This window comes from Candidatus Binataceae bacterium (genome assembly GCA_035508495.1).
In the GTDB taxonomy this organism is placed as follows: Bacteria; Desulfobacterota; Binatia; order Binatales; family Binataceae; genus JASHPB01.
Genome location: DATJMX010000051.1, coordinates 19,534 through 43,002, shown reverse-complemented (window position 1 = coordinate 43,002; position 23,469 = coordinate 19,534). Strand labels below are relative to the sequence as shown.

General features: G+C 59.2%; 24 protein-coding genes. 9 read left to right on the top strand and 15 right to left on the bottom strand.

The features are described from left to right. Nucleotides 1–107: 107 nt before the first annotated feature. Nucleotides 108–380 carry a hypothetical protein gene (locus VMA09_16600; GenBank protein HUA35230.1) on the bottom strand — a complete coding sequence of 91 codons (273 nt, stop codon included), beginning with the start codon at nucleotides 378–380 and terminating at the stop codon, nucleotides 108–110. 137 nt (nucleotides 381–517) lie between these two features. Here VMA09_16600 and VMA09_16595 point away from each other — a divergent pair, with 137 nt between their 5' ends. From VMA09_16595 to VMA09_16585, 3 genes are all read left to right on the top strand, one after another. After that, the gene (locus VMA09_16595; protein HUA35229.1) at nucleotides 518–1,276 is read left to right on the top strand and encodes a 3-oxoacyl-ACP reductase family protein; all 759 of its coding nucleotides are present in this window, start codon (nucleotides 518–520) and stop codon (nucleotides 1,274–1,276) included. 1,049 nt (nucleotides 1,277–2,325) lie between these two features. After that, nucleotides 2,326–2,610 carry a DUF2252 family protein gene (locus VMA09_16590; protein HUA35228.1) on the top strand — a complete coding sequence of 95 codons (285 nt, stop codon included), beginning with the start codon at nucleotides 2,326–2,328 and terminating at the stop codon, nucleotides 2,608–2,610. 52 nt (nucleotides 2,611–2,662) lie between these two features. Beyond that, on the top strand, nucleotides 2,663–3,541 hold the full coding sequence (locus tag VMA09_16585; protein HUA35227.1) for a hypothetical protein: 879 nt from the start codon (nucleotides 2,663–2,665) through the stop codon (nucleotides 3,539–3,541). Nucleotides 3,542–3,557: 16 nt separating this feature from the next. Here VMA09_16585 and VMA09_16580 read toward each other — a convergent pair whose 3' ends face one another. The 10 genes from VMA09_16580 to VMA09_16535 all read right to left on the bottom strand — a co-directional run bounded on the left by VMA09_16580 (nucleotide 3,558) and on the right by VMA09_16535 (nucleotide 10,176). Next, entirely contained in the window at nucleotides 3,558–3,866 is a 309-nt protein-coding gene (locus tag VMA09_16580; protein HUA35226.1) for a hypothetical protein, read from the bottom strand. Then, on the bottom strand, nucleotides 3,866–4,411 hold the full coding sequence (locus VMA09_16575) for a hypothetical protein (protein HUA35225.1): 546 nt from the start codon (nucleotides 4,409–4,411) through the stop codon (nucleotides 3,866–3,868). Before VMA09_16575 ends, VMA09_16580 begins: the two co-directional genes overlap by 1 nt. A gap of 11 nt (nucleotides 4,412–4,422) precedes the next feature. After that, on the bottom strand, nucleotides 4,423–5,544 hold the full coding sequence (locus tag VMA09_16570) for a transporter substrate-binding domain-containing protein (GenBank protein ID HUA35224.1): 1,122 nt from the start codon (nucleotides 5,542–5,544) through the stop codon (nucleotides 4,423–4,425). Between the two features lie 53 nt (nucleotides 5,545–5,597). Then, on the bottom strand, nucleotides 5,598–6,056 hold the full coding sequence (locus tag VMA09_16565) for a sulfatase-like hydrolase/transferase (protein HUA35223.1): 459 nt from the start codon (nucleotides 6,054–6,056) through the stop codon (nucleotides 5,598–5,600). Further along, nucleotides 6,028–6,393, bottom strand: a complete 366-nt coding sequence (locus VMA09_16560; GenBank protein ID HUA35222.1) for a hypothetical protein — start codon at nucleotides 6,391–6,393, stop codon at nucleotides 6,028–6,030. Before VMA09_16560 ends, VMA09_16565 begins: the two co-directional genes overlap by 29 nt. A gap of 219 nt (nucleotides 6,394–6,612) precedes the next feature. After that, nucleotides 6,613–7,008 (bottom strand): sulfatase-like hydrolase/transferase, encoded by a 396-nt coding sequence (locus tag VMA09_16555; GenBank protein ID HUA35221.1) that lies wholly within the window; start codon nucleotides 7,006–7,008, stop codon nucleotides 6,613–6,615. Nucleotides 7,009–7,347: 339 nt separating this feature from the next. Further along, nucleotides 7,348–7,641 carry a hypothetical protein gene (locus tag VMA09_16550; GenBank protein ID HUA35220.1) on the bottom strand — a complete coding sequence of 98 codons (294 nt, stop codon included), beginning with the start codon at nucleotides 7,639–7,641 and terminating at the stop codon, nucleotides 7,348–7,350. 1,050 nt (nucleotides 7,642–8,691) lie between these two features. Further along, nucleotides 8,692–9,210, bottom strand: a complete 519-nt coding sequence (locus VMA09_16545) for a hypothetical protein (protein ID HUA35219.1) — start codon at nucleotides 9,208–9,210, stop codon at nucleotides 8,692–8,694. Nucleotides 9,211–9,585: 375 nt separating this feature from the next. Next, on the bottom strand, nucleotides 9,586–9,756 hold the full coding sequence (locus VMA09_16540) for a hypothetical protein (protein HUA35218.1): 171 nt from the start codon (nucleotides 9,754–9,756) through the stop codon (nucleotides 9,586–9,588). Nucleotides 9,757–9,870: 114 nt separating this feature from the next. After that, nucleotides 9,871–10,176, bottom strand: a complete 306-nt coding sequence (locus VMA09_16535; GenBank protein ID HUA35217.1) for an RNA-binding protein — start codon at nucleotides 10,174–10,176, stop codon at nucleotides 9,871–9,873. Nucleotides 10,177–10,492: 316 nt separating this feature from the next. On the opposite strand from VMA09_16535, the gene VMA09_16530 reads away from it, so the two are divergent. The 5 genes from VMA09_16530 to VMA09_16510 all read left to right on the top strand — a co-directional run bounded on the left by VMA09_16530 (nucleotide 10,493) and on the right by VMA09_16510 (nucleotide 14,356). Then, nucleotides 10,493–10,789 (top strand): RNA-binding protein, encoded by a 297-nt coding sequence (locus tag VMA09_16530; protein HUA35216.1) that lies wholly within the window; start codon nucleotides 10,493–10,495, stop codon nucleotides 10,787–10,789. Nucleotides 10,790–10,828: 39 nt separating this feature from the next. After that, a complete protein-coding gene (locus VMA09_16525; GenBank protein HUA35215.1) occupies nucleotides 10,829–11,101 on the top strand; it encodes a hypothetical protein in 273 nt (90 codons plus the stop codon). A gap of 319 nt (nucleotides 11,102–11,420) precedes the next feature. Next, entirely contained in the window at nucleotides 11,421–12,557 is a 1,137-nt protein-coding gene (locus VMA09_16520) for a DEAD/DEAH box helicase (protein ID HUA35214.1), read from the top strand. A 95-nt stretch (nucleotides 12,558–12,652) separates the two neighbouring features. Next, nucleotides 12,653–13,483, top strand: coding sequence for an acyl-ACP desaturase (locus tag VMA09_16515; GenBank protein HUA35213.1), 831 nt, complete (start codon nucleotides 12,653–12,655; stop codon nucleotides 13,481–13,483). 141 nt (nucleotides 13,484–13,624) lie between these two features. Next, nucleotides 13,625–14,356, top strand: a complete 732-nt coding sequence (locus tag VMA09_16510) for an SDR family NAD(P)-dependent oxidoreductase (protein ID HUA35212.1) — start codon at nucleotides 13,625–13,627, stop codon at nucleotides 14,354–14,356. 58 nt (nucleotides 14,357–14,414) lie between these two features. Here VMA09_16510 and VMA09_16505 read toward each other — a convergent pair whose 3' ends face one another. The 4 genes from VMA09_16505 to clpS all read right to left on the bottom strand — a co-directional run bounded on the left by VMA09_16505 (nucleotide 14,415) and on the right by clpS (nucleotide 22,055). Beyond that, nucleotides 14,415–15,614, bottom strand: a complete 1,200-nt coding sequence (locus tag VMA09_16505) for a serine hydrolase domain-containing protein (GenBank protein ID HUA35211.1) — start codon at nucleotides 15,612–15,614, stop codon at nucleotides 14,415–14,417. A gap of 114 nt (nucleotides 15,615–15,728) precedes the next feature. Further along, the gene (locus tag VMA09_16500; protein HUA35210.1) at nucleotides 15,729–19,139 is read right to left on the bottom strand and encodes an ATP-binding protein; all 3,411 of its coding nucleotides are present in this window, start codon (nucleotides 19,137–19,139) and stop codon (nucleotides 15,729–15,731) included. Between the two features lie 222 nt (nucleotides 19,140–19,361). Further along, nucleotides 19,362–21,698: an ATP-dependent Clp protease ATP-binding subunit ClpA gene (gene clpA / locus VMA09_16495; GenBank protein ID HUA35209.1), complete on the bottom strand. Its 2,337-nt coding sequence runs from the start codon at nucleotides 21,696–21,698 to the stop codon at nucleotides 19,362–19,364. Nucleotides 21,699–21,701: 3 nt separating this feature from the next. Then, on the bottom strand, nucleotides 21,702–22,055 hold the full coding sequence (gene clpS, locus VMA09_16490) for an ATP-dependent Clp protease adapter ClpS (protein HUA35208.1): 354 nt from the start codon (nucleotides 22,053–22,055) through the stop codon (nucleotides 21,702–21,704). Between the two features lie 140 nt (nucleotides 22,056–22,195). Between clpS and VMA09_16485 the strand changes: the two genes are divergently transcribed. Then, nucleotides 22,196–23,386, top strand: coding sequence for a GNAT family N-acetyltransferase (locus VMA09_16485; protein ID HUA35207.1), 1,191 nt, complete (start codon nucleotides 22,196–22,198; stop codon nucleotides 23,384–23,386). Nucleotides 23,387–23,469: the final 83 nt, after the last annotated feature.

Here is a 23,469-nt window from a genome sequence, read left to right as displayed (position 1 = left end):
TGCTTTATCTTGCTCTACGAACGAACGGCCCTTCCCCTCCAAATTCCGTAAACCCATCCACCGATTCCCGCGCGCCGCGCTGCGGCGGAGAATTTCGGTCAATCCGCTCACAATCTGACTTTCCCAGCGCTACCATTCGTGTGATCGAATCCGTTTACGACCTGGGACGCGGTTTCGGGTTGCGGCTTCATCGCTATCGCATCAAGCTCGTTGCGGATCTGCTTCGCCGCATTGGAAAGCATATCTCTAAGCGTCGCGCCGATATCGAAACCAGAAGCGTCAGCTCGTTCGCGCAATTCGTCGAGGTCGGCCTTTGCTCGAGGCGACACCCTTACCGCGATCACTTTAGTCAGCATGTCCTTACGCTTGAGAACCTTCATCGTCGTTTACCTCCGGAGAATCAATTTCCGCGCGTCGCTCGACTTCGCCCTCGGAATCGGCGGCGTGCGTTTCGTTTACGAATCGTTTTTCCCTGTCCGCTTGTAATGTTTACGTTCAGCAGGGAAACAATTTCGGCATGGAACTCAATGGAAAACTTGCTCTGGTGACTGGCGGCAGCCGCGGGATCGGCCGCGCAATTGCGCTTGGGCTCGCGGAAGCTGGTGCGGACGTCGCCGTAAACTTCAAAGAAAACAAATCGGCCGCCGACGAGGTCGTTGCGAGAATCACGAATTCCGGTCGTCGCGCGATCGCGGTGGGCGCCGATGTCTCGGTTCCCGACGAAGTCTCTTCGATGATGGCCGCGATCACGGCTGAGCTTGGCGAGGTGAGTATCCTGGTAAACAATGCCGGCGTCGCTCGGGGGCGCAGGATAGAGGATGTCGATCTCGCCCTGTTTGACGAGACGATCGCGGTGAACCTGCGCTCCGCGTTCCTCGTCACTAGCGCAGTTCTGCCCGCTATGCGGCAGGCCAGATGGGGCCGGCTGATCTTCATTTCTTCGACGGCTGCCAATGTCGGTGGCGTTGTCGGTCCGCATTACGCGGCATCGAAAGCGGGTATGATCGGCCTGATGCATTCCTACGCATCGAATCTGGTGAAGGAAGGGATTACGGCCAACGTCATCTCGCCTGCACTCGTCGAGACCGACATGGTGCAATCCGATTTGAGGATCACTCCCGATCGAATTCCGGTCGGCAGGTTCGGCCGTGTCGAAGAGGTCGCCGATGTCGCGGTGATGCTGGCGCGAAACGGCTACATCACGGGTCAGTCGATCAACGTCAATGGCGGAGTATATTTCACTTCTTATTCGAAGTTCATACTCAGTTGTACCTGATATTCCCGCAATTCCACGCTCGGCGTGTTCACCGCTTGTCCTGTCTGTTCCCTGTGGACGATTTCTGGCATATTTCTGGCAAAATGAGCGGGAAATGGGGAGATATCCACAGGTCGTCAAGTAGCGAAGCGATCGCGAAACCCCTTCTGACAGAAGGGTTTCCATCATTCCTTCTCCCCGTCGTTCCCGTCCCTAATCGAGTTGCCAAGCACAAGGTCGTCGGTTCGAAACCGATCACCCGCTCCAGTTATTCTTCAATATATTCAAGGACTTACGCGGAACTGGCGGCGATGCCTCGATGAGGGTCCGCCAGAATGTGCCCTTATTGTGACCTCCGAACGAATTGAGGCGTCAATTCCTGCCCGGCGCAGTGAACGCATCCGCTGACTGGCGGGGCGAACGGCCAGAGTCGTGGAGCGATGGTACGGAACGGCGGCTTCTCACGTGGTTATTCAGACCGACAATGGCTCTGAATTCCGCTACCTGTGAATGGATGAATGGGCATTCGAGCACGGCTGCGCTCGCAGTTCATCGATCCCGGAAAGCCGGTCCGGTCCAGAACACCTTCATCGAATCGTCCAAGAGCCGCTTGCGCGATGAGTGCCCCAGCGAACAGGTCTTCTTTCGCTCGCCGATGCGCGCCCCAAGATCGAGCAGTGGCGAGTTCGATACTATCGTAAGCGGCCGAATTCGAGCCTCGGCTGCCTGGCACCCGAGGAGTTTCGTCGCCAGCGCCTAAACAACGAGGAGCGAGACTGCCGCGCGCAACGCTTGGCCAGCGAAGCTGGCCGGCTCGCTGCACGGCGCAGCAGCCTCGATTCCAAAATCAGACAGTTCTCGCCCAGCCGCGGTCAGTCGAAGGCTGCGGCGAAAAGCTGGTCAAAGACAGAGCAGAAAAGGAAGTGCCCAATAGCCAGTTGTTAGAGGTTGCCAAGCAACTCTGTAGAGTGCAATAAACGCCGGAAACACCGGCACCAACCGACCACACCACGCCGAATTTTCTACTGCCGGTCCGGATACTTCTGCGGGGCGGGTCACAACTCCGCGACATGAAGGTTTCAGCTGAGGTCGAAATTATGCCGCCCAGGGTGATGCGCGCGTATGCGACGTTTTGCGGCCTGGCGCTAGCCCGAGCCCATGACAAAGCGGGCGATGCAGCGATGATCGCGGGCTACCTTGGCAACATCGATCACTTTGATGAGGCGATGGGCGACTACGCCATTGCTTATGGTGATCAGGTCGAACGCGACTACGAGACCTTCGTCAAGGCCATCCGCAGTGGCCGCATCAAGACCGATGTGAGCCCAAGTCGTCTCGCGACCGCGCTGCGATGAGTCTTGCCGCCTTGTAGTAAGTCCGGGTATCGAACACTCGAAAAGTAACCAAATGATCAGCAGAACCGGACCAACCGCTCACTTGCGACTCGTGTTAATATTCGCGGCGATAGCTTTGGTGGTGGCGGCTCATCCGCGATGGGCGGAGGCTCAACCCTCCCTCTCCGAAACTGAAAAGCTCGAGCAGGAATTCGCCGACCCTCTGACGACGCTACCGCAACTCTTCTTCAAGGATGCTTACTCGCCGGCGACGTTCGGCACCCATGTCCAAACCAACAATGCCGTGCTGCGCGCGATCATTCCGCGCGTTCCGCCCTACTCGCTGCTTCCCTTCGTTCAGCTCATCAGGCCGACGTTCACCGTGGTCACAGTCCCGAGTCCTGGCGGCGGCTCACGGACCGAATTTGGCGATACGCAGTTGTTCGACCTCGCGGTTCCGCGCTGGCCCGGAAGAGACTCAGGATTTGCATTTGGCGTGGGTCCGACGTTCGTCTTTCCCACAGCGACCTCCAAGAGCGCAGGTCAGGGAGCATGGCAGGCGGGGCCTGCGTTCGCGGCCGGCTACTATGGGATTCCGTGGTTTCTCGCCGGATTCCTTTTTCAGAATCCGATCTCATTCGCGTATACGTCCGCTAATCGACCACCGCAGAGCGTGATGGAATTTCAACCGATATTACTGGTTCATCTTTGGCGCGGTTGGTATTTGCGATCGGCTGACGCGACCTGGATGGTTTCCTGGCAACATCATTCGCCGACGACGCTGCCGCTCAGTCTAGGCCTCGGGCGCGTGATGGTGCGTCCGGGCTTGCCACCAATCAATCTTTACGTGGCCGGACAGTGGATGGCGTATCGGCAGTACTCGCCCCTCGCTCCCCAAACAACAATCGCTTTTGGCATCACCGTCGGGTTTCCAGAATTTCGGAAGTGGTGAGGCGCGCTTTCGCTCGTCACTTGTAGCCAGCGGGAAACAGGAGCGTTATGGTCGCGCGCATTATCCATTGCGGGGCGCCGTCCGGACGCTTGAGCAGGTCGTAGGCGCCAATCTGCAGACTCAAACTCTGAGAGGCAATGTTGAACGCCTTGCCGATATCGGCGCCCATCGGAATGAGCCAGGCATTGGCCGTGTCGGCTGTCCAGTCGTAGGTGATTTGCCGATCGCAGTCGACGTACCAACCGTTCTCGAAGTTGTAGCTGAGTTGAGGCTCGATGTAGGTCTGATTGACGCTTCCGCGCTCACGATTTCCGGCAAACGACATCAGTTGGTCGGCGAGAATGTAATTGGACCAAGGACCCTCTGAGTAAACAGCGCCGCGGTTGGTCCGGCCGACCAACGGCCGGTTCCCAGTTCCGAGCTGCTGGCAGTGGGGAAATCAAAGATAGACCCCAAGCCCCAGATCCAAGTGGTATTTTTGGCTGGCGAGAGAAAAAATGAAGTCTCGAGGTCTTCCAGCCCGGATTCTTCATGCGGAGTGGGAGAGTAAGCGACAGTCATGCTCGGCCGTGCGAACAGGTCCCAATCCGTATTCAGCGAGAATGGCAGCAATGGCTCGAAGTTTACGGCGTCGCCAACCTTGTGATCCCGGCCTAGCTGAAATCCCGTCGTGGACTGAATCGGAATTTTGACGGAATCCTCAAATGGGTTGTGGACGCTAACTGGCAGCTCCTGAGCGGACATGGCGCTCGTCGTCGATGACGCTGGCGTCGCAGCCTGTTGCGCAAGTGCCGACGCCGACAAAAAGACGCCTAGCAACATTCCCACAACCGTTATGCAGAGCGAGAATTGCAAACGCGGCAGCTTCAAGTTGGCACTTTTTAAGGGGCGGCGGTGCCGAACCATTTGTCGTAGATCTGCTGATAGGTGCCCTTCTCACGAAGCGCTATCAGAGCGAGGTTGATCTTCCTGCGCAGCGGGCTGTCCAACTGCACCATGATGGCGGCCGGCGCAGTGTTGAATTCGGGACCGACCGTCTTCACCCGATCTTTTCCTTCATGCGCCGCATAGTAAAGGAGTAATGGCGCGGCCGTGACGACAGCATCCACCTTCTTATCCATGAGAGCTGTAAACATTTGATCGGTCGTCGCGAACTCCTGCACCTGTACGTGCTGTTCGCGAAGATAATCGGCGGCGGTGGTGCCGGCTAGCGTGGCGACCTGCTTACCAGGTAAATCGTCCGGCCCCTCGATAGCGCCACGAATCTGTTGAACGGTCAGGGTCGCGGTTAGCTGGGCAGTATACAGCGCGACGAAAACCACACTCACGAACATCCAGAAGTTCGATATCACGCGCGCAACCCATTGATGCGGCATCGTCTGCGCTTGCGATGTTAGCGACGATAGTCCCCAATAAATTGCCTCGAAGATACCCGGAAAGTAGTTCCGGTTCGAAAGCATGCCGTCCGGGTCCCGTCGATCCAGGAGCCAGATCAAATGAGCCGGAATCAGTACGATCAGCAGCGCCACGCCGAGCCATAACAGGGTCGTTCGCGAAAACAGCAGACGGAGCAGGTCCGATAGGGGGTTAGCCGTCCCCGTTCTTTCGCCCGTATCCAGCACCATAATCTGCAGGCCTGTTTGCAATGTTGGGATGGAAAAGTCGAAGACCTCATCGCGCGTCGACGTTATAAAGACGCCCAGGATGAGATCGACGCTTTTGGATCGTAATGCCTCCTCCATCGAGGTTATGTCGGGCATGATTTGATAGCTCGTCTTCAGCTTCAGCCGCGCCGCAACCGCGTTCCAGAGATCGACGGCGAATCCGGTCAGGTGGCCGTTCTGTTCCATGACTATCGGCGGAGCAATAATTGCGGCCACACGAATCTCCGCGGTTTCGCTTTGTGGCGAAGCGGCGGGAGAGCCAGCGGTTTGTGAATAAACGGGAGCCGCCAAGGCAGCTCCCAGGATCGCGATTGCCAACACACCAAGAATCTTTCTCAAGGACACTCCTGTCTGATCTCTACGAGGCTTTCGCGACTGATGCTGAGGAGCGACTAGCCCGGCCAACGAACCATCGCCGGCACCCGGTAGGCGCATTCCCAGTTCGAGTTCTTCTCGCTGCGCAACGGCGTCATCGCGGCATCCGGCCAGGAGTTCATATGCGGACCGTTGTCGGTGCTGTACATCGCGAACGCATTGCCCGCGACGATGTCCGGATCATCCAGCGCCTTGAGAACCGCACCGACGTTCTTGTCGTGATCGATCATGGTGTCGTGATATGGGCTCTGCCGGCGTCCAGACTGACCGAGACTCTCCGGTTTGGTGTGGGTGCGAAAATGCATGTGGGTGAAATTGACCCAGACAAAGAAAGGCTTGCCGGCCTTGCTCTGCCGCTGGATGAAATCTACGGCTCGCTCGGCGATGTCATCGTCGATGGTCTCCATCCGCTTTTTGGTCAGAGCGTCCGTGTCCTTGCATACCTGCCTACCCACCTTGCCGAAGCGCGGATCCACCGTCTCGTCGTCCGTGCCTGATGCTTTGCAGTCCGACATCAGTTTGGCCGATATCATCCTTCCACTCGGGATGCTGCGGTGCGAGCGCCGCGACCCGAAAGAAAGCGAACGCCAGCTGCGCATACATCGGTTGCTCTACCCATAGCGTGCCGTCCTGATCGAAGGTGGCGAAACGAGCACCCGGTGCGACGAAGCCAGGATTGCCCGCTGTCGTCGTGGAAGCGACAAAATTGACAATGGCCTGTTTGGCGGGTCGGTCGTTCCTGGACGACAGTTGATCGGGCGCGCTTTGCGCGTGAGCGCTCGAAACCAAAACGCAAAGCAGCCCGAGTGCCACGGCGGCATTCCGCGATCTAGCCAGAATGATTTCATCGTTCCAATAAGTCCTTATCGATAATAACAACTAGGAGCCGATCTGCCGTGAAGGCGGGAATAAGGTGGGCGAGCCGCTTACCTCACGACTGAACGAAGTTATGACCGCGAGACCATTGGGAGCATTAGCGAATCGACTATCGGAGGAATGTTATTTGTTGGTCCTGTGCGCCACAGAGCAAAGTTACCTGCCTCGCAGGTCTGCCGATCGGGAACGTTGTGGCTCTTGCCGAACCACGCCGTGCTGTAGTCGTTCTGTGGTTCCGCTGCTCCTGAACATCGGGGAATTGTAACTGGAATAGCCGGTCGCCATTTCCATGATGACGCCGGTAGCGTCGGTGTGATGGTTGCGACCCGTGATGAGCGCCGCTCGCGTGGGCGAACAGAGCGCAGTTGTGTGAAATTCCGTGTAGCGGAGGTCAGCCTTAGCCAGAAGATTGAGCGTGGGGGTAGGAATCGGTCCGCCGAACGTGCGGCTCGCTCCGAAGCCGACGTCGTCGGTCAGAATCAAAAGAATATTTGGCGCTCCTTTGGGCACGTTGACAGGTTTGGGGAAATCCGGCTTCGATTCCTCGGCCATGCGCTTGATTACTCCCTTGAAGGGAGCTTGTCAGTTGTCGCTTGATTTCTGCGCGACCGAGGTTCTAACCCTTACGTGCAGCGATCGGGCGGGATAGACTCCGCTGCGCGACTGCGAGGCTTTCGGTATGTTGTTCGAGGCGTTCAATAGTTAATAGTTCAGAGCGAATCGGCTGTTCCGCATCCAAAACAAAGGCCGGCGATCGCGTCGGGTGGAAGTCGAAGAATCGAACCTTTCACGCTGGCTTGTTAGTCGCCTGATGCAGGCAGAGAAACTGCGCGCTTGATCTAACGGGAGGAAAAAGAAAGGGCGGGCCGAAGCCCGCCCCGCTCAACGGCTTTAATGGCGGCTACGGCCACCATTGTTGCCACCGCCGAAACTCGATTCGCGAGGTTTTGCCTCGTTCACCTTGATGTTTCTGCCCTTGAGCTCGGTATCGTTGAAACGCTGAATCGCAGCCGAAGCCTCTTCAGCGGATGCCATTTCGACAAAGCCAAAGCCTTTGGACTGGCCAGAGAACTTGTCCATGATGACAGCGACGCTCTCGACCTTTCCAGCTTGCGAAAACAGTTGTTCCAGATCGCCATTTGCGACCGAATAGGCGAGGTTGCCTACGTACAATTTACTGGGCATATATGCCCTCCGTGATTTTTGGCTGGGAAGCTCTCGAACAGAAAACCCGGGCTGATTCCCGAGTTAAGGTGAAGGGAACGATCCAGACGTGATGGTCTTTTATACGCTATTTAACGACCGAAAGATACCATCCAGGTCGACGACTTTTTCTGCTTATTTAGAAATTCTGGACATTCGCAGGCGCTCAAGGTGAATGGTTAGCTTGCCGCCGTTGTTGAAGATCGCGCCACCACCGCGCCGTCCACGGTGACTCCTTCGCCGGTTCCATCAATCGTCACCGAGTTCGCGATCGCGGGAGAGACTCGCCAGCGTGATCGCGATGTTGGAGATATTGAATACGATTTTGAATGGTGCGCCGGTTCCGCTAGTGGCGCACGTATCAGGCGCTGCCGAACCACCTTGCGCAACATTGATCGCGTCGCGCAGGGTGCGGTTTGGCCATGCGGCAGCTGGGAGCTGGCAAAGTAAGACCGAGTAGCTTGGGCTTTTAAAGGTAACTACGGCGCGCGAAAGATAGAGAATGTTGATCTCGCGTGTTCGACCAGACGATCGCGATTAACCCAGGTACGCGTTTCCACTGCCGTCTGTTTCGCAAATGCGCCGCGCCAAATGGGGAGTTGGATCTTTTGCTCCTCGACGCCCGCCAGCGGCGCGGTCGGTCCGCACTGCGCCGCTTCGAAGGCTGGCACGATCGGCCCGATTCACTCCTACGCCTCGAATCTCGTCAAGGAAGGGATTGCAACCAATATGGTCTGTCGGGCAGTCGTCGAGACTGACATGGTGCGAGCGGATTTGCGGATCGCTTTCGAGCGAATTCTGGTCGGCGGCCCTGCTCGCGTCGGAGAAGGTCGCGGACGTCGCCGCGAGTCTGACGCGGAATAACTACTTCACTAGTCAGCCGAGCAACGTCAATGACGACGCGTGTGTCACTTCTGAGTAATCGCAGTTGGTACTCATTACCAGGGCTCCGGTGCCGCCCTGAAGCGGTGAACTCTCATGCGAAAGATTTCACGACGAGAAATCTTGTATCGTCACCAGGTCAGCACGATCTTATGCAAGGCGCCACTTGAGCAAGGTTGCAACTGCATTGGCCGGGGTCAGGTCTGGCTTAAGCGCCAGTTCCAGGACAGAGACATTATCTATATTGACCTGGTATTCTTCGATCTCGCTGGTCGAGCCGTGCGGGCTAAAGCTCCATTGCTGGCGAACAATCTCATTGAATGGCCCGCCCACTCCGGCCGACCATCGAAGAGTGAATTCCTGGGTCCGCTCGACTTCTGTCTCTGAAAACTCGATTCTGATTAGGCGAAGCGCCGTCGGCTTGTCGAAGATGATCCGGATGAGTTGCTGACCCTTTTGATCCGCCCGCCAGCCAGGTCCCTTTCCCGCGCTCAGAGCAAATTCGATCGGGAAGTTTGGATCCTCGGATGTGAGTTCGATTTTGGCCAACTGTTCGAGTGCGAGCCATTGCGCTTCGGCACGCTGCTCAGGGCGAATGGTGGCCGGGTTGAGTATACTTTTCCGCATGGTTTGTTTTCCTTTGGGTCGAGCGGCCTTTGCCTGCAGCATCCTCGATAATGGTACAAAAATACGCTGAGCTGAAATGGATTTCAGCAGGCAAGACCGCGAAGTATGAAGACCAAATCACCGACGGAAAAGTGAATAAGGTTCGCTCGCCGAGGATATCGGAGCAAGAAATCCCTGACAAATAGGAGCTAGCTGCTACTCATCCGCGCGCGAAGGCTGCGCGGAGAAAATTGGCTCTGCTTTCGTCAGAGCCAAAGAGCTGGAAGTAATTGAGTAAGTATCTCTCGCATCAACAAATCACAGTTGCTGCCCTTCTATAGCTTTTTGAGCGGGCAGCTTTGCGGCGCCTGTGATGCGGCGATCCTCCTCCGCTTCCGCGCGGTATTTACGACTCGGACCCGATGCGTTGGAAGGAAATCAATTCAGATCGATAATCTGGCCGGGTTGCGGTCCTGGAACGATATCTTTGAGATCGGCATCTTTTCCGTCACTCGGGCGCTGCTCCCGTTCAGCGATGCGCTTGGCGCGGCGCTGTTCCTTATCCTGTTGTTTTTGCCTTCGAACGCGCTCTCGTTGGCGTTTTTCCATGAAGCTCCTCTACAGATTGAATTGGTCACAGACCGCCGTGCAGGCGTGCCCGCTGACGAAGTACGCGCCCGCAGGCGATCCAAGCGGTAAACCGCTCGCGGCTATTGCTCGCACTTACCAGCGGTTGCGCGAGCCTCCATTGCCATTGCGCCCGCCACCGCCGAAATTCGATTCTCGCGGCCGGGCTTCATTTACTTTAATATTTCGACCCTTCAGTTCGGTATCGTTGAAGCGTTGAATGGCGCTGGTTATTTCTTCCGCCGTCGTCATCTCGACGAAGCCGAAGCCCTTTGACTGACCCGAGAATTTATCGGTGATCACGGTCGCGCTCTGAACCTGACCGACTTGTGAGAACAGATCACGGAGATCATCATTGGAAACCGAGTAAGCCAGGTTACCCACGTACAGTTTGCTGGGCATAGTTGCCCTCCCGAGTTTTATGCCGGTAGTTCCAAGCGGAGAACCCAGGCGAATTCCGGGGTCGTTGGTGGGAACCTCCAAGCGTTGCGGCCTTGAGTCTACAGGTTTCGGGCAGGCGAAGATACCACGCATGCATCATATGCCCAGCAAGCACAAAGCATTCACCATAATAAAACGACCACTTGCAGCGGCTATATACGCCTAGCCTCGAAATTGATATATTTGTTTTCTCTCGCCTTCGGATACCAGGTTCTGGATCAGATTCGGTCCGCTGCCCGGACAATCCGAATCTTTCGGTCACTTGAGGAGACTCCATATGCCTAAGGTGTACGTGGGCAATCTTGCCGGCTCGGTTACCAGCCGCGATCTTGCTGCGCATTTCTCGCGCGCTGGAGAGGTGCTGAACGCACTCGCGATCAAGGACAAAGTGTCAGGAGTGTGCCGCGGTTTCGGATTCGTCGAAATGGCGGAGTTGGCGGACGTCGCGGTCGCGATCAGCCTGTTGAACAACAGCAAGCTCAACGGCCAATCGATAAAAATAGAATTCGATCCTTCACTCAAAAACGGCAAGGCGCGAAATCGGGCTGTGGCAGCGCGGGTTACCGAACGATAGCAGACGCGCGTTGCGTAACTGGCGGCTTGAGGAGTTGAAATGAGTTTGAAAGTTGTCGGATGGGGAAGCCACGATTTCACGGTTAAGATGCTCGATTGGTCCCCGGTTCGCGGGTCACGGCTGGCATTCAGTTGTCGCAGATGCGGGCGGAAATTTTGTCATTTCAGCTTACAGAGGGGCGAAGCCTGGGCGGTTGATGGAGACGGCCGCGCGCTCGAAAGCCAGGTCAGCAATCGCTGGTTAGATGAGCAGTGTCCGCGTTTGTTCAGTGCCGTCGACATCGAAGACCGGAAGCTTCTTTCCAAACCCTGAGCGTGCCGCTCGAGTTCTTCCCTGCAACCGTTCCGTGCGTGAAGCCCTTGATTCTGGGGCAACATTGCCATAGGATTCCGGCAAGCCAATCGTTGGCCAAGCGCGCGGATTCACGCGACGCTCATCCTTCAGCCCTCAGAACCTTTCGTTCGGCTTCACGCCCTACTCTGAATCCACTGGCTCTGAAATCGGAGTTTTTCTGTCTTTTTGTGAACTTTCTCTATCGCCCGCACTTCTGAAGTCGGTCCATCAAAGGGGTTATGGTCAACCGACCGCAATTCAAACCAAGTCAATTCCAGTTGCGGTTGCGGGGCGCGATTTGATCGCAACCGCGCAAACCGGCAGCGGTAAAACCGCGGCCTTTTTGCTGCCGATCCTGGATCGTCTGCACCAGCATCCAGCGCGCGGAGTCAGGGCGCTGGTGCTTGCGCCCACGCGGGAACTCGCTTTCCAGATCGGCCGAGAGTTTCAACTGTTCTGCAACGACGCTCGCATTCGCGCCGCGGTTATCGTCGGGGGCGAATCGATGAACCGGCAGTTAGGTGAACTGCGCCGCGGCGTCCAGCTAATCGTCGCCTGCCCGGGACGCCTCATCGATCACCTCGACCAGCGTTCGGTGAAGCTCGACATGATCGACGTGGTCGTCATCGACGAGGCTGATCGGATGCTGGATATGGGCTTCATGCCCCAGGTGCGAAGGATCCTCAAAGCCACCCGCAGCCCGCGCCAGACGCTGATGTTCTCGGCGACGATGGATCCGCAGGTTCAGCACGTTGCGCGGGAGTTTCTGACCAATCCCGTCGAAGTGCGCGCCGATGATATTTCCACGCCGCGGCCGGAAATCAAGCAGAGCGTTTGCCCGGTGACGCAAGAAAAGAAACCGCAGTTGCTGCTGCATCTGCTGGGCCGCGACGAAGTGATCTCCGCGATCGTGTTTACTCGAACCAAGACCCGCGCGGATCGGGTGGCAAAACTGCTAACCCGCAACCGCGTCAACGCGGTGGCTATTCACGGCGGCCGATCCCAAAGTCAGCGCACTTCGGCGATGGCGGGATTTCGCAAGGGCCAGTATAGAGTACTGGTCGCGACTGATGTTGCGGCGCGCGGAATAGATATTCCGGACGTGTCTCACGTAATCAACTTCGATCTGCCGGAAGAACCTGATTCCTACGTCCATCGTATCGGCCGGACCGGCCGCATGGGCAAATTGGGTGAAGCGGTGAGCTTCGTGAGGCCCGAGGATCGGATGGCGTTGCGCGGTATCGAGCGCACGCTTCGCATCAGCATCAAGCAGGCAACTATCCAGGGATTTGAGCAATCCGATATGGCTTCCGGCTCGAGTGAAAGCAGCTCCGATCGGCCGGCGAAACTTAATACTACTTCATCCGTAATACAGCAAAGGCGCCATCGGCCACGCCACGCGAAGTTCCCCTCGGCCCGGGCAAAAGTATCGTAGAGAACAGGAATATCGCGGAGGGCGGTGTGCTGGCCGCCTTCCACCAGAGTTGTGGATGTTCACGCTCGTAGCTGCGGGGCAGGAAGCGCTGTAAGATGAACCCATCGTTTAGAGACAGTACATATCGCATTTATCTGGAGTTCCTTGAAACTGCAGAGAAAAAAAGACGGTGGAGCATTTTCGACGATATACCATGGGACAAGCTGGACGCTGCAAGATCGAGCGACTCAATCGCGGATTCGGTCGAAATATATTGTTCCGAAGAACTATATGTTCCTGATTATGTAGCCAAAGCACTCGAGATCCTGCGGACCAGCTTTGGCATGGCTTGGTTCCAGACCCAGTGGGCTGCCGAGGAAACCCGTCATGGACTGGTCTTTCGCGAATACCTGACCCGCTCGGGACAACGCTCGGCAGACGAATTCGCTACCCTTGAGGGGGACCTCTTCTCCAAAACCTGGCAACTCCCCTACAAGACGCCCCGTCGCATGGTTTGCTATGGCGCCCTGCAGGAGAGCGTAACCTACGTCGCATACAAGGTGCAGAAAGACCGCGCCCGGGAAACCGGCGACCAGGTGCTCGAGGCTATCTTTCATTTTGTAGGTAGAGACGAAGCCGCTCACAGCGGCTTCTACCGCGAGATACTTGAACTGGAACTATCGCAGGATCGGGCGGGAACGGTGGCGGACCTCGCGCACGTTCTTGCCACATTCAAAATGCCGGGCGATGGCCTGATTGCAAATTATCGCGAAAGACTACACAGCTCGGGGGCTGGAGTGAGTCCACGAGTGTTTATTGAGCGCGTGGTCCTGCCCCTCCTGGCGACGCTCAAGATTGAGCGGCAGGAACTGAAGCACGCCGCCGATAATCGCCTTGTCCAAACTACCCGGCGGACGGCATCGTCGAATAATCATCGAGGGCTGTAGCCCAGCGCACCGCGAATCGTCTGGATGCGTTTCTGGTCGCTCTGTGCGCCGAATTCTTTGCGTCTGAGAAGCTCCATTTCGCAAAAGCGTTGACGCCGACGCGGTTGGAATGTTGACGCCAGGCAGAGAGATAATCGGGCCATGGAACTCAGCGGAAAAGTTGCCCTGGTCACTGGCGGCAGCCGCGGTATCGGGCGCGCGATTGCGATCGCGCTTGCCGAGGCAGGCGCCGACGTTGCGGTAAACTTCAAAGAGAACAAATCGGCAGCCGACGAGGTCGTTGCGACGATCACAAAATCCGGCCGTCGCGCGATAGCAGTTGGCGCCGATGTCGCGCTTGCTGGAGAAGTCGCCGAGCTGATCGCCGCGATCGCCGCTCAGCTCGGCGAGATCGGAATCCTGGTCAACAATGCCGGCGTCGCGCGCGGGCGCAAGATCGAGGACGTCGATCTCGCTCTGTTTGACGAGGCGATCGCAGTAAACCTGCGCTCGGCGTTTCTCGTCACGGCCGCGGTCCTGCCCGCGATGCGGCGCGCGAAGTGGGGCCGGCTGATCTTCATTTCTTCAACCGCGGCCAACGTCGGCGGCGTCGTCGGGCCGCATTACGCGGCGTCGAAGGCCGGTATGATCGGCCTGATGCACTCCTACGCCTCGAATCTCGTTAAGGAAGGGATAACGGCGAACGTGATCTCACCGGCACTGGTCGAAACCGACATGGTGCGATCCGATTTGCGGATCACTCCCGATCGAATCCCGGTCGGCAGGTTTGGGCGTGTCGAGGAGGTGGCCGAGGTCGCAGTGATGCTGGCGCGCAATAGCTACATCACGGGTCAATCGATCAACGTCAACGGCGGAGCATATTTCACTTCTTAGTAATCGAAAACTCCGCCACCGAATAAGTAAATGCGCGCCGCGCACCGCATCGAGCTGACTACTCGGCGCAGGCGCCCGCGAGGCTGCACACCGCGACGCCGCGACGGCCTTCGCGCAGATCGTTGCGATCGTAACCGTTAGTCAGATAGCTGAACGAAATCCCGGTCGCGGGATCGGCCCATCCGATTTGGCCGCCGAAGCCGGGATGCCCGAACGCTTCAGGCGAGTTGGTCCGTCCGAAGCCGCGCAGATTGGCTTTGCCGTCGTCGCCGGCGATCACGATTCCGAGCGCGCGGTTGGCCTTGATGCCGCGAGCAGGATCGATCAGGTCGCCGCTGCGGATGCGCCGCGCCTCGCGCAGCATCTCCGAATTCCAGATGCGGGTGCCGTCGGATGCTTTGCCGTCGTTCAGCAGCGCCTGGTAGAAAAGCGCGATATCGCCCGCCGTGGTCATCAGACCGCCCGCGGGAAAATCCGTCTCGCGCATTTCCGGATCGTTCATCTCCAGCACCGCGCCTTCGCTGATCGATCCCAGGCTCGCACGCGGCGGTGTGATGCCGAGCTTCTGGTACTCTTCGTCCTTGGCCGCCTCGCCCACCCATTTCACGTCCGCCATTCGGCTTTGGATCGAGCGCGGCAGCCCGATGCGCAGATCGGGGAGGCCCAGCGGCTGCGCGATTCTCTCCCGCACGAAATCGCCCAGGCGCTTGCCGGTGATACGCTCGATCGCCTCCGCGATCGGCCAGTAGTTAGCATGGATGTGGTAGAAAAATTTCTCGCCTGGCACGTTCACCGGCTTCCACTGGGCGAAGCGTTCGAGGCGCCGCTTGTGATCGCCCCAATCCTTGAACGAGCCCGGCGCGGTCGGGATGCCCGCGGTGTGAATCAGCAGATGCTCGATCGTAGTCGTCTCTTTGCCATTGGTGCCGTACTCGGGCACGTACTTGACGATCAGATCGGAAGTTTTGATTTTCCCTTCCTGGATCAGGAGCCACAGCGCCGATGAAGTGATCGCCTTGGTCGCCGACATCGCGACGAACACCGTCTCGTCGCCGGCCGGTTTTTCGACGCCGCCCTGCACGGCGCTGCCAAAGGCTTTCATCGCCGCGATCTTGCCCTTGCGCGCGATCGCGACCTGGCAGGCTGGGAGCACGCCTTCTTTGACATCGCGCTCGGCGCGATCGAAAAGCGCCTGAACTTTGTCCGGATTCAGACCAACTTCACGAGGGCTTTCGGCAAAGAATTTTTCAGCCGGCATTGCGATCTCCTTGGCCACAAATGGCGCTCGAGCATCGTCCATATTCGGCCAAGGCCGAGTCCGAGTGCAAACCGATTTGCGGCCGGCAGCTCGATCGCCCACCAGCTCTAGCGGCTAAGATGCTGGAGCCTGGCGGATTAAGGCGTCGAGAGCATCGACGTCGATCGGTTTTGACAGGTGATGCTCGAAGCCGTGACTCTTCGATCGCAGGCGGTCGGATTCCTGTCCATAGCCTGTGAGGGCGAATAGCCGCGCGGCTCGGAGTCCTGGCAGCTCGCGAAGTTTCGCGGCGAGCTCATAGCCGTCCATCACGGGCAGGCCGATATCGAGCAGGATCACGTGGGGCATGAACGCCGGCGCGACTGCGAGTGCCGCGATCGGATCGAGCACGGCGCGCGTCACGTGGCCCTTGGCTTCGAGCGCCATCGCGAGGAGTTCGGCCCCATCTTCATTGTCGTCGACGATCAGCACCTTCGTTAGTGCCAGCGCCGGCGCCGGGCTTTGACCGCGTGTTTCTTCGAGCTCGTGTCCGGCGCTGTGCAGTTCCGCGGCGGGCAGGCGGATCGTGAAAACGCTGCCCCTTCCAGGTCCGGCGCTCGCGGCCGTGACAGTGCCGCCGTGCAGGGTGACAAGATTGCGCACGATGCTGAGACCGATACCGAGGCCGCCGCGCGAGCGGTCGATACCTTGGGTACCCTGGAAGAAAAGATCGAACACGTGAGCGACGAGCTCGGGCGTCATGCCGATTCCGTTGTCGCGAACGCGCAGCTCGATTTCATCGCCGTCGCGCCGGGCGCTGATTTCGATTCGGCCCGCGGGTTCGGTGTACTTCGCCGCGTTGGTCAACAGATTCGCGATCGCCTGCGTCAGCCGCGCCGGGTCAGCACTCACCCGCAAGCCCCTGCTCGGCACGGTGACCGCCAGCGAATGCATCCGGCCCTCGATGAGCGGACTCGCCATCTCGATCGCCTTTGCGACGACGCTTGCAATCTCGAGCGATTCTTTCTTGAGCTCGACGTTGCCGCGCTTGATGCGCGAGATGTCGAGCAAATCGTCAACCAGCCGCGCAAGGTGATTTGCCTGGCGCATGATAACCGCGCGCTCGCGATCGTTCGACTCGCCTTTGCGAAGTTCCATCAGATGCAGCGCGGTAAAAATTGGCGCCAACGGATTTCGCAGCTCATGACCGAGCAGCGCGAGGAATTCGTCCTTCGAGCGATTGGCCTCTTCAGCCGCGATACGCGCCTCACGCTCGCGGTTAAGGAGCTGCTCGCGCTCCACGGCGACCTGCGAGCGCATACGATTGAGCTCGAGCTGCGAGCGAACGCGCGCAAATAGCTCGCGTGCGCTGAACGGCTTAATCAAGTAGTCATCGGCGCCGCGATCCATGCCCTCCACCCGCGCCTCTTCGCCCGCGCGAGCCGAGAGCACGATGATCGGAACGGTCCGCAACTGCGGATCCGCGCGCAGCTCGGCGATAAGCCCAAAGCCGTCGAGGTTCGGCATCATCACGTCGGTCAGCAGCAAATCGGGGCGACGCGCCCGCGCTGCATCCAGGGCGAGGCGTCCGTCCGCGACAGCTTCGACCTCGTAGTGCTTGTCCAGCAGATGCTCGATGTAATCGCGCATGTCGGCGTTATCGTCAGCGAGCAGGATATGCGCGCCGCGTTCGGCGGGTGCGAACTCGGCGCTGTCACGCCCGTCCTCGACCGCGGCCTTCTGGCCCCAGCGTCTTGCTTCCTCCAGGTAGAGCGCGGCGCTCGACCCGGTGGACGATTCGGGCGGATCCATCGTCACGCGATCCTGCGGAAGGTGCGCATAGCCAGACGGAATCGTGACGGTGAAGGTGCTGCCCTTCCTGAGTTGGCTGGTCGCCGCGACTTCGCCGCCATGCATCTGCACCAACTGGCGCACCAGGGCAAGCCCGATGCCGGAGCCTTCGTAAGTGCGCGAGCGCGTGGCTTCGACGCGATGAAAGCGATCGAAAATCTTCGCGGTTTGCTCCTCGGGAATACCGACGCCCGTATCGCTGACTGCGAGCTCGATTTCACCGTCGAGCCGGCGCAGGCGGACCGTTATGCCGCCTTCGAAAGTAAACTTGAACGCATTCGAGACGAGGTTGAGAACGATCTTCTCCCACATCTCGCGATCGACGTAGACCGGATCGCGCAAATCCTCGAGCTCGTAGGCGAGCGTGAGACCGGCGCCTTCGACCAGCGATTGAAACGACGCTACGACGTCGCGCGTCAGGGTGCGCAGATCGGTCGGCCGGAACTCCGCTTCCTCGCGGCCTGCCTCCATGCGCGAGAATTCGAGCAGCGTGTTGACCAGCTTCAACAGGCGCGTGCCGTTGCGCAACGCCACGACGAGCTTTTCTCGATCCAGCGGCGCGAATTGCGCTGCCGATCCGAGCATCTCCTCGAGCGGACTCATGATCAGCGTGAGCGGGGTGCGAAATTCATGACTGACGTTGGTGAAGAAGAGGGTCTTGGCGCGATCGAGCTCGGCCAAGGCCTCGGCGCGCTGCTTGGCTTCCTCATAGGCGCGCGCATTGGCGAGTCCCGCGGCGATTTGTCCAACGTAGAGGCCGACGAAGGTTAGGTACGATTCGTCAGGCCGGCGGAACGGATTGACGCCCGCGATCATCACGCCGGTGGGCGTCTCCTGCCGTTGTTCGACAATCGGCGCGATGAAAACTCGCTTGATTTGCGCGTCCCATGAACCCCAATCCTCCGGCAACGCCGCATCGGCGACTCGCACAGGCGCGCGCTTGCTCAAATCGACGGCCCATGAGCTTTCGAGGCTCGCGATACTCGTGACGAACGGCGCGCCCGGACCACCGGCGGGCAAGTTGGTACTCGAAACCAGTCGCGCATTTTTGCCGTCGAACTCGTAGACAAGAGTGAAAGGCAAGTCGCGCGAATCGACGGCGAGGCAGCGCTCCGACGCGCGGAATAGGCTCGCGGCGACGTTGGTCGACGAAAGCTGCACGCCGAGTTCTTTGAGGACGGAGATACGCCGCTCGGCCAGGATTCGCTCGGTATCCTCGGTGACGACGCATAGATGCCCGCGGACGGTGCCGTCGTCGTCGGAAAGCGGACTGTACGAAAAGGTGTGATATGTCTCCTCGCGGTAGCCGTCGCGCTCCAGAAAGAGTATCAGGGCGTTGTCGAAGGTGGCCTCTCCAGTCGCAATAACTCTTTCTATGCGCGGACCGATTTCGGCCCAGATTTCCGGCCATACCACCGGCGAAGGCTTTCCCAAGGCCCATGGATGCTTCGCGCCCAGGGTCATCGCGGCGTAAGCGTCGTTGTAGAGAAAGGTCAGTTCCGGCCCCCAGCTCATCCACATCGCATACTTGGAGGTCAGGACGACGCGCACGATCGAGCGCAAAGATTGCGGCCATCGTTCGGGCGGACCGAGCGGTGTCGCCGTCCAATCCAACTCGCGCATCAGCGCTCCGAGCTCGCCGCCTCCAGCGAACAATCGATCGCGCGGTGCGGGCTTCGGTTCGCTTTGTGTCATGAGCTTGCTTGACGATTGAAGAGACTCAGGTGCGGGTTTCAGCGTCTTGCCTCAAGCGCTTCCTTGGCTTTAAGCGAAGGCTACGCGACTGCGGGCGCGAATTTATTGTTTAAGCGCCGCATCGTGAGATCAAGCGACGCCAAGGCGTCAAGGCCGCGCTCGACAAAACAAAAGCGGGGCGACCTGACGCCCCGCTCATGCAGACGAATTGCGAATGGTGGTCTATGCGACGGGCGCCGGCTGCCTCGATGGTGTCGGTGCATAGGCGAACGTCAGCTTATCATCGTCGAGATCGACGGAGGTCGTGCCGCCCTTGGTCAGCTTGCCGAACAAAACTTCGTCGGCGAGTGTGCGTGCGATTTCGTTTTCGATCAGCCGCCCGAGCGGCCGCGCGCCAAAACGCGGATCATGTCCATGCTGCGCCAGCCACTTCTTCGCCGCCGCAGATACTTCGAGCCTCACCTTCTGCTTGTCGAGGCGATCCTGCAGCTCGTGCAGGAACTTCTCCACGACCAGCTCCATGACGGCGGGACTGAGCGGCGCGAAGTCGATGATCGCGGAGAGGCGGTTGCGGAATTCCGGCGAGAACATCCGCTCGATGATGTTCTTCGGATTGCCCATGTGGGTGCCGCCGCCCTGGAATCCGATCATCTCGCGCGCGAGCTCCTGCGCGCCCGCGTTCGTCGTCATCACGAGGATCACGTTGCGGAAGTCCGACTTGCGTCCGTTGTTGTCGGTCAGCGTCGCATGATCCATCACCTGGAGCAGGATGTTGAACAGGTCGGGATGCGCCTTCTCGATCTCGTCGAGCAGCAGCACGCAATGCGGGGTCTTGTTGATCGCGTCCGTCAGGAGTCCGCCCTGGTCGAAGCCGACGTAGCCCGGAGGCGCGCCGATCAGCCGAGACACCGTGTGCCGCTCCATGTATTCGCTCATGTCGAAGCGCAGGAACTCGATGCCCATCACCTTGGCGAGCTGGCGTGCGACCTCGGTCTTGCCGACTCCCGTGGGTCCGGCGAACAGGAATGCGCCTACAGGCTTGTCCGGATGACTCAATCCCGAGCGCGACAGCTTGATTGAACGCGCAACCGCTTCGATCGCCTTGTCCTGCCCGAAGACCGTCTGCTTGAGTTCCTCTTCGAGGCTCTGGAGGCGCGATCGATCGGTCGCCGAGACGGTGCGCTCCGGAATCTTCGCCATGCGCGCGACGGTGCGCTCCATGTCGCGCGTGCCGACGCTTACCGGCTCGGTCTGGCCCTCGCCGCGCAGATGCCCCGCGACGCCAGCCTCGTCCATCACGTCGATCGCCTTATCGGGCAGGAAGCGATCATTGATGTAGCGCGAGGACAGTTCCACGGCCGCGCGAATCGACGAAGCCGTGTACTTCACATTGTGATGCTTTTCGTAATACGACTTGACGCCGTTGAGGATCTGCACAGTCTCTTCCTGCGACGGCTCGAGCACGTCGATGCGCTGGAAGCGGCGCGCGAGCGCCTTGTCGCGATCGAACGAGCGCTTGTACTCCTGGTAAGTGGTCGAGCCGATACACCGAAGATCGCCCGACGCGAGCGCGGGCTTGAGCAGATTCGAGGCATCCATCGTGCTGCCCGACGCCGAACCGGCGCCGACGATCGTATGAATCTCGTCGATGAAGAGAATCTTCTTCGAGTCGCCGACGACAGCCTTGATTACGGCCTTGAGCCGCTGCTCGAAATCGCCGCGGAAGCGCGTCCCTGCCAGCAGCGCGCCCATGTCGAGCGCGTAAATCTCGACGCCGCGCAGCGCGGGAGGGACTTCATTGTTATGAATCGCGAGCGCGAGCCCTTCGGCGAGCGCGGTCTTGCCGACTCCGGCCTCGCCGACGAACACGGGATTATTCTTGCGGCGCCGCAGCAGCACGTGAATTGCGCGTTCGAGCTCGCGCTTGCGGCCGACGAGCGGATCGATCTTGCCGTCGGCGGCGCGCTTGGCGAGGTTCACCGCGTAAGTGTTCAGCGCCTTCGAGGGCGACATCTTGCGCTCACCATCCTCGCCGCCTTCGGCGTTCGCCTCTTCGGAGTCGCCCTCTTCTTCCGTGCCGCCGACGTCGTTGTCCTCGTCCTTGCCGACCTTGGACACGCCGTGAGAGATGAAGTTGATCACGTCGAAGCGGGTGATGTCCTGCTCCTGGAGGAAGAAAATCGCGGGCGATTCCGTTTCGTGGAACATCGCAACCAGGACGTTGCCGCCCGTGATCTCCTGGCGCCCCGAAGATTGCACGTGAAGCGCGGCGCGCTGCAAAGCGCGCTGCACGCCGAGAGCATAGTGCGGTGAAACTTCCTCGCCCTTGGGCAGCCGCTCGACCTGGTCGTCGAGATAGTGCTCGAGCTTGCGGCGCAGCGCGTCGAGGTCGGCGCCGCACTGCTTCAGGATGTTGCTGGTCGTTACGTCGTGGAGCATCGCGTACAGCAGATGCTCGAGGCAGACGTATTCGTGGCGGCGATTGACCGCCTCGGTCATCGCGAGTTGCAGCGTGACCTGCAGTTCGCGGCTGATCATCACATTATTGGCAGGAGGCATGCGTCACTCCTTTTCCATCGTGCACTTGAGGGGATACATCGCCTGCTTGGCGAGCTCCTCGACGGTGCGGACCTTGGTTTGCGCGACTTCGGAGGGGTAAACGCCCGCCACGCCCATACCATTCTGATGAACGTGGAGCATGATTCGTGTCGCTTCGGCGTGCGGCCGGTGAAAAACCGACTTGAGCACCTCGACGACGAACTCCATCGGCGTGTAGTCGTCGTTGAGCAGGATCACCTTGTAGAGCGGAGGCTTGGCAGTCTTGGCCTTCGTCTTGGTTTTGCGCTCGGTGACGGTGTCATCGTCCCCGCTGCCGCCATCGGTCATGCGCGCGACGAATATCCGCCGATCGATCAAATTCGCCGCGCGATCTTCACGGAGCCTGGATTTCGCTCGGGTCACGCTTCAAGGATAGCAAATTGAGCGATCGTTAAGGGAGTATCCTGCGCCCTGCCGTTTCAACTCCGCATCGGCATTGCTAGGCTCGACGCGCAGCCATGAATGATTCAGCAGAGCGGCTCGAAGTTGAGATTGCCGAGGGCATCGAGAAGGTCCCGCGCGAGGCGTGGGACGCGCTGCTCGAGCCGGATGATTCGCCGTTCGTCGAATGGGACTGGCTCTATGCGATGGAGCATTCGAAATGCGCCGTGCGCAAAACCGGATGGGCGCCGTACCATTTGCTGATTCGCGATCGCGCGCGCAAGAAGATCGTCGCAGGATGCCCGCTCTATCTAAAAACGCACAGCATGGGCGAGTTCGTGTTCGATCACGGATGGGCCGACGCCGCGGATCGCGCGGGTATCCGCTACTTCCCCAAGCTGATGGTGGGCGTGCCGTTCACGCCTCATACCGGGCGGCGAATCCTGACCGCGCCGGGCGCGAATCGGGCCGCGCTCATAAATCTCGTCGGCCACGCCCTCACGACGATCTGCGCGGAAAACAAGCTGTCATCGATTCACATCAACTTCTGCGAGCCCGAAGAGGCGGCCGCGCTCACGCCGCTCGGCTTCATGGAACGCCTCGGCTACCAGTATCATTGGCAGAACGCGGGCTTCAGCAGCTTCGATGACTACCTGATGCGGCTCAAGCACAAGCGGCGCACAGCGGTGAAGCACGAGCGCAGCGCCCTTATCGAGCAGGGCATCGAGATCCGTGTCGATGCGGGCGAATCGACGCCGGACGCGATGTTCCCGCAGATGTTCCAGATCTATCTTTCAACGATCGAGAAGCTCTACTGGGGCCGGCAGTACCTGAACGAGGAGTTTTTCGACATCCTGCGCGAGCGCTTCAAGCGCAACGTCGCCTTCATCGGCGCATACCGCGGCAAGAAGCTCGTCGCGGGTGCAATTAACCTGCAGAAGGCTGGAGTGCTGTACGGCCGCTATTGGGGATGCTTCCAGGAGCATCGTTTTCTGCACTTCAACGTGTGCTACTACGCGGGAATCGAGCATGCGATCGCAAACGGCATCCAGCGCTACGAACCCGGCGCCGGTGGCGAATATAAATGGCTGCGCGGCTTCGACCCCGCGCTGACACGCAGTGTGCATTACGTCGCGCATCCAGGATTGCGCAAAGCGATCGCGGACTTCCTCAAGCGAGAGCGTCGCGAAGTCGAACGCTGGATAGAAACCGGCAGCGCCCACAGCCAGCTAAAGCCGCCGCCGCCATCAGATCAGGAATCGGAATAACGGCGAAGCCTCCAAATAGCCTCTGCCGCGGCTGGAGCCGCAGGCGCAAGCCGCAAAGCGGCAGAGGCTATTGAGGGGCTTCG

Excerpts from the sequence above, each read along its gene's own strand:
- VMA09_16600 (HUA35230.1), bottom strand. The coding sequence starts at position 380 with ATGAAGGTTCTCAAGCGTAAGGACATGCTGACTAAAGTGATCGCGGTA.
- VMA09_16595 (HUA35229.1), top strand. The coding sequence starts at position 518 with ATGGAACTCAATGGAAAACTTGCTCTGGTGACTGGCGGCAGCCGCGGG.
- VMA09_16590 (HUA35228.1), top strand. The coding sequence starts at position 2,326 with ATGAAGGTTTCAGCTGAGGTCGAAATTATGCCGCCCAGGGTGATGCGC.
- VMA09_16585 (HUA35227.1), top strand. The coding sequence starts at position 2,663 with ATGATCAGCAGAACCGGACCAACCGCTCACTTGCGACTCGTGTTAATA.
- VMA09_16580 (HUA35226.1), bottom strand. The coding sequence starts at position 3,866 with ATGTCGTTTGCCGGAAATCGTGAGCGCGGAAGCGTCAATCAGACCTAC.
- VMA09_16555 (HUA35221.1), bottom strand. The coding sequence starts at position 7,008 with ATGGCCGAGGAATCGAAGCCGGATTTCCCCAAACCTGTCAACGTGCCC.
- VMA09_16550 (HUA35220.1), bottom strand. The coding sequence starts at position 7,641 with ATGCCCAGTAAATTGTACGTAGGCAACCTCGCCTATTCGGTCGCAAAT.
- VMA09_16545 (HUA35219.1), bottom strand. The coding sequence starts at position 9,210 with ATGCTGCAGGCAAAGGCCGCTCGACCCAAAGGAAAACAAACCATGCGG.
- VMA09_16540 (HUA35218.1), bottom strand. The coding sequence starts at position 9,756 with ATGGAAAAACGCCAACGAGAGCGCGTTCGAAGGCAAAAACAACAGGAT.
- VMA09_16535 (HUA35217.1), bottom strand. The coding sequence starts at position 10,176 with ATGCCCAGCAAACTGTACGTGGGTAACCTGGCTTACTCGGTTTCCAAT.
- VMA09_16530 (HUA35216.1), top strand. The coding sequence starts at position 10,493 with ATGCCTAAGGTGTACGTGGGCAATCTTGCCGGCTCGGTTACCAGCCGC.
- VMA09_16525 (HUA35215.1), top strand. The coding sequence starts at position 10,829 with ATGAGTTTGAAAGTTGTCGGATGGGGAAGCCACGATTTCACGGTTAAG.
- VMA09_16515 (HUA35213.1), top strand. The coding sequence starts at position 12,653 with ATGAACCCATCGTTTAGAGACAGTACATATCGCATTTATCTGGAGTTC.
- VMA09_16510 (HUA35212.1), top strand. The coding sequence starts at position 13,625 with ATGGAACTCAGCGGAAAAGTTGCCCTGGTCACTGGCGGCAGCCGCGGT.
- VMA09_16505 (HUA35211.1), bottom strand. The coding sequence starts at position 15,614 with ATGCCGGCTGAAAAATTCTTTGCCGAAAGCCCTCGTGAAGTTGGTCTG.
- VMA09_16500 (HUA35210.1), bottom strand. The coding sequence starts at position 19,139 with ATGACACAAAGCGAACCGAAGCCCGCACCGCGCGATCGATTGTTCGCT.
- clpA (HUA35209.1), bottom strand. The coding sequence starts at position 21,698 with ATGCCTCCTGCCAATAATGTGATGATCAGCCGCGAACTGCAGGTCACG.
- VMA09_16485 (HUA35207.1), top strand. The coding sequence starts at position 22,196 with ATGAATGATTCAGCAGAGCGGCTCGAAGTTGAGATTGCCGAGGGCATC.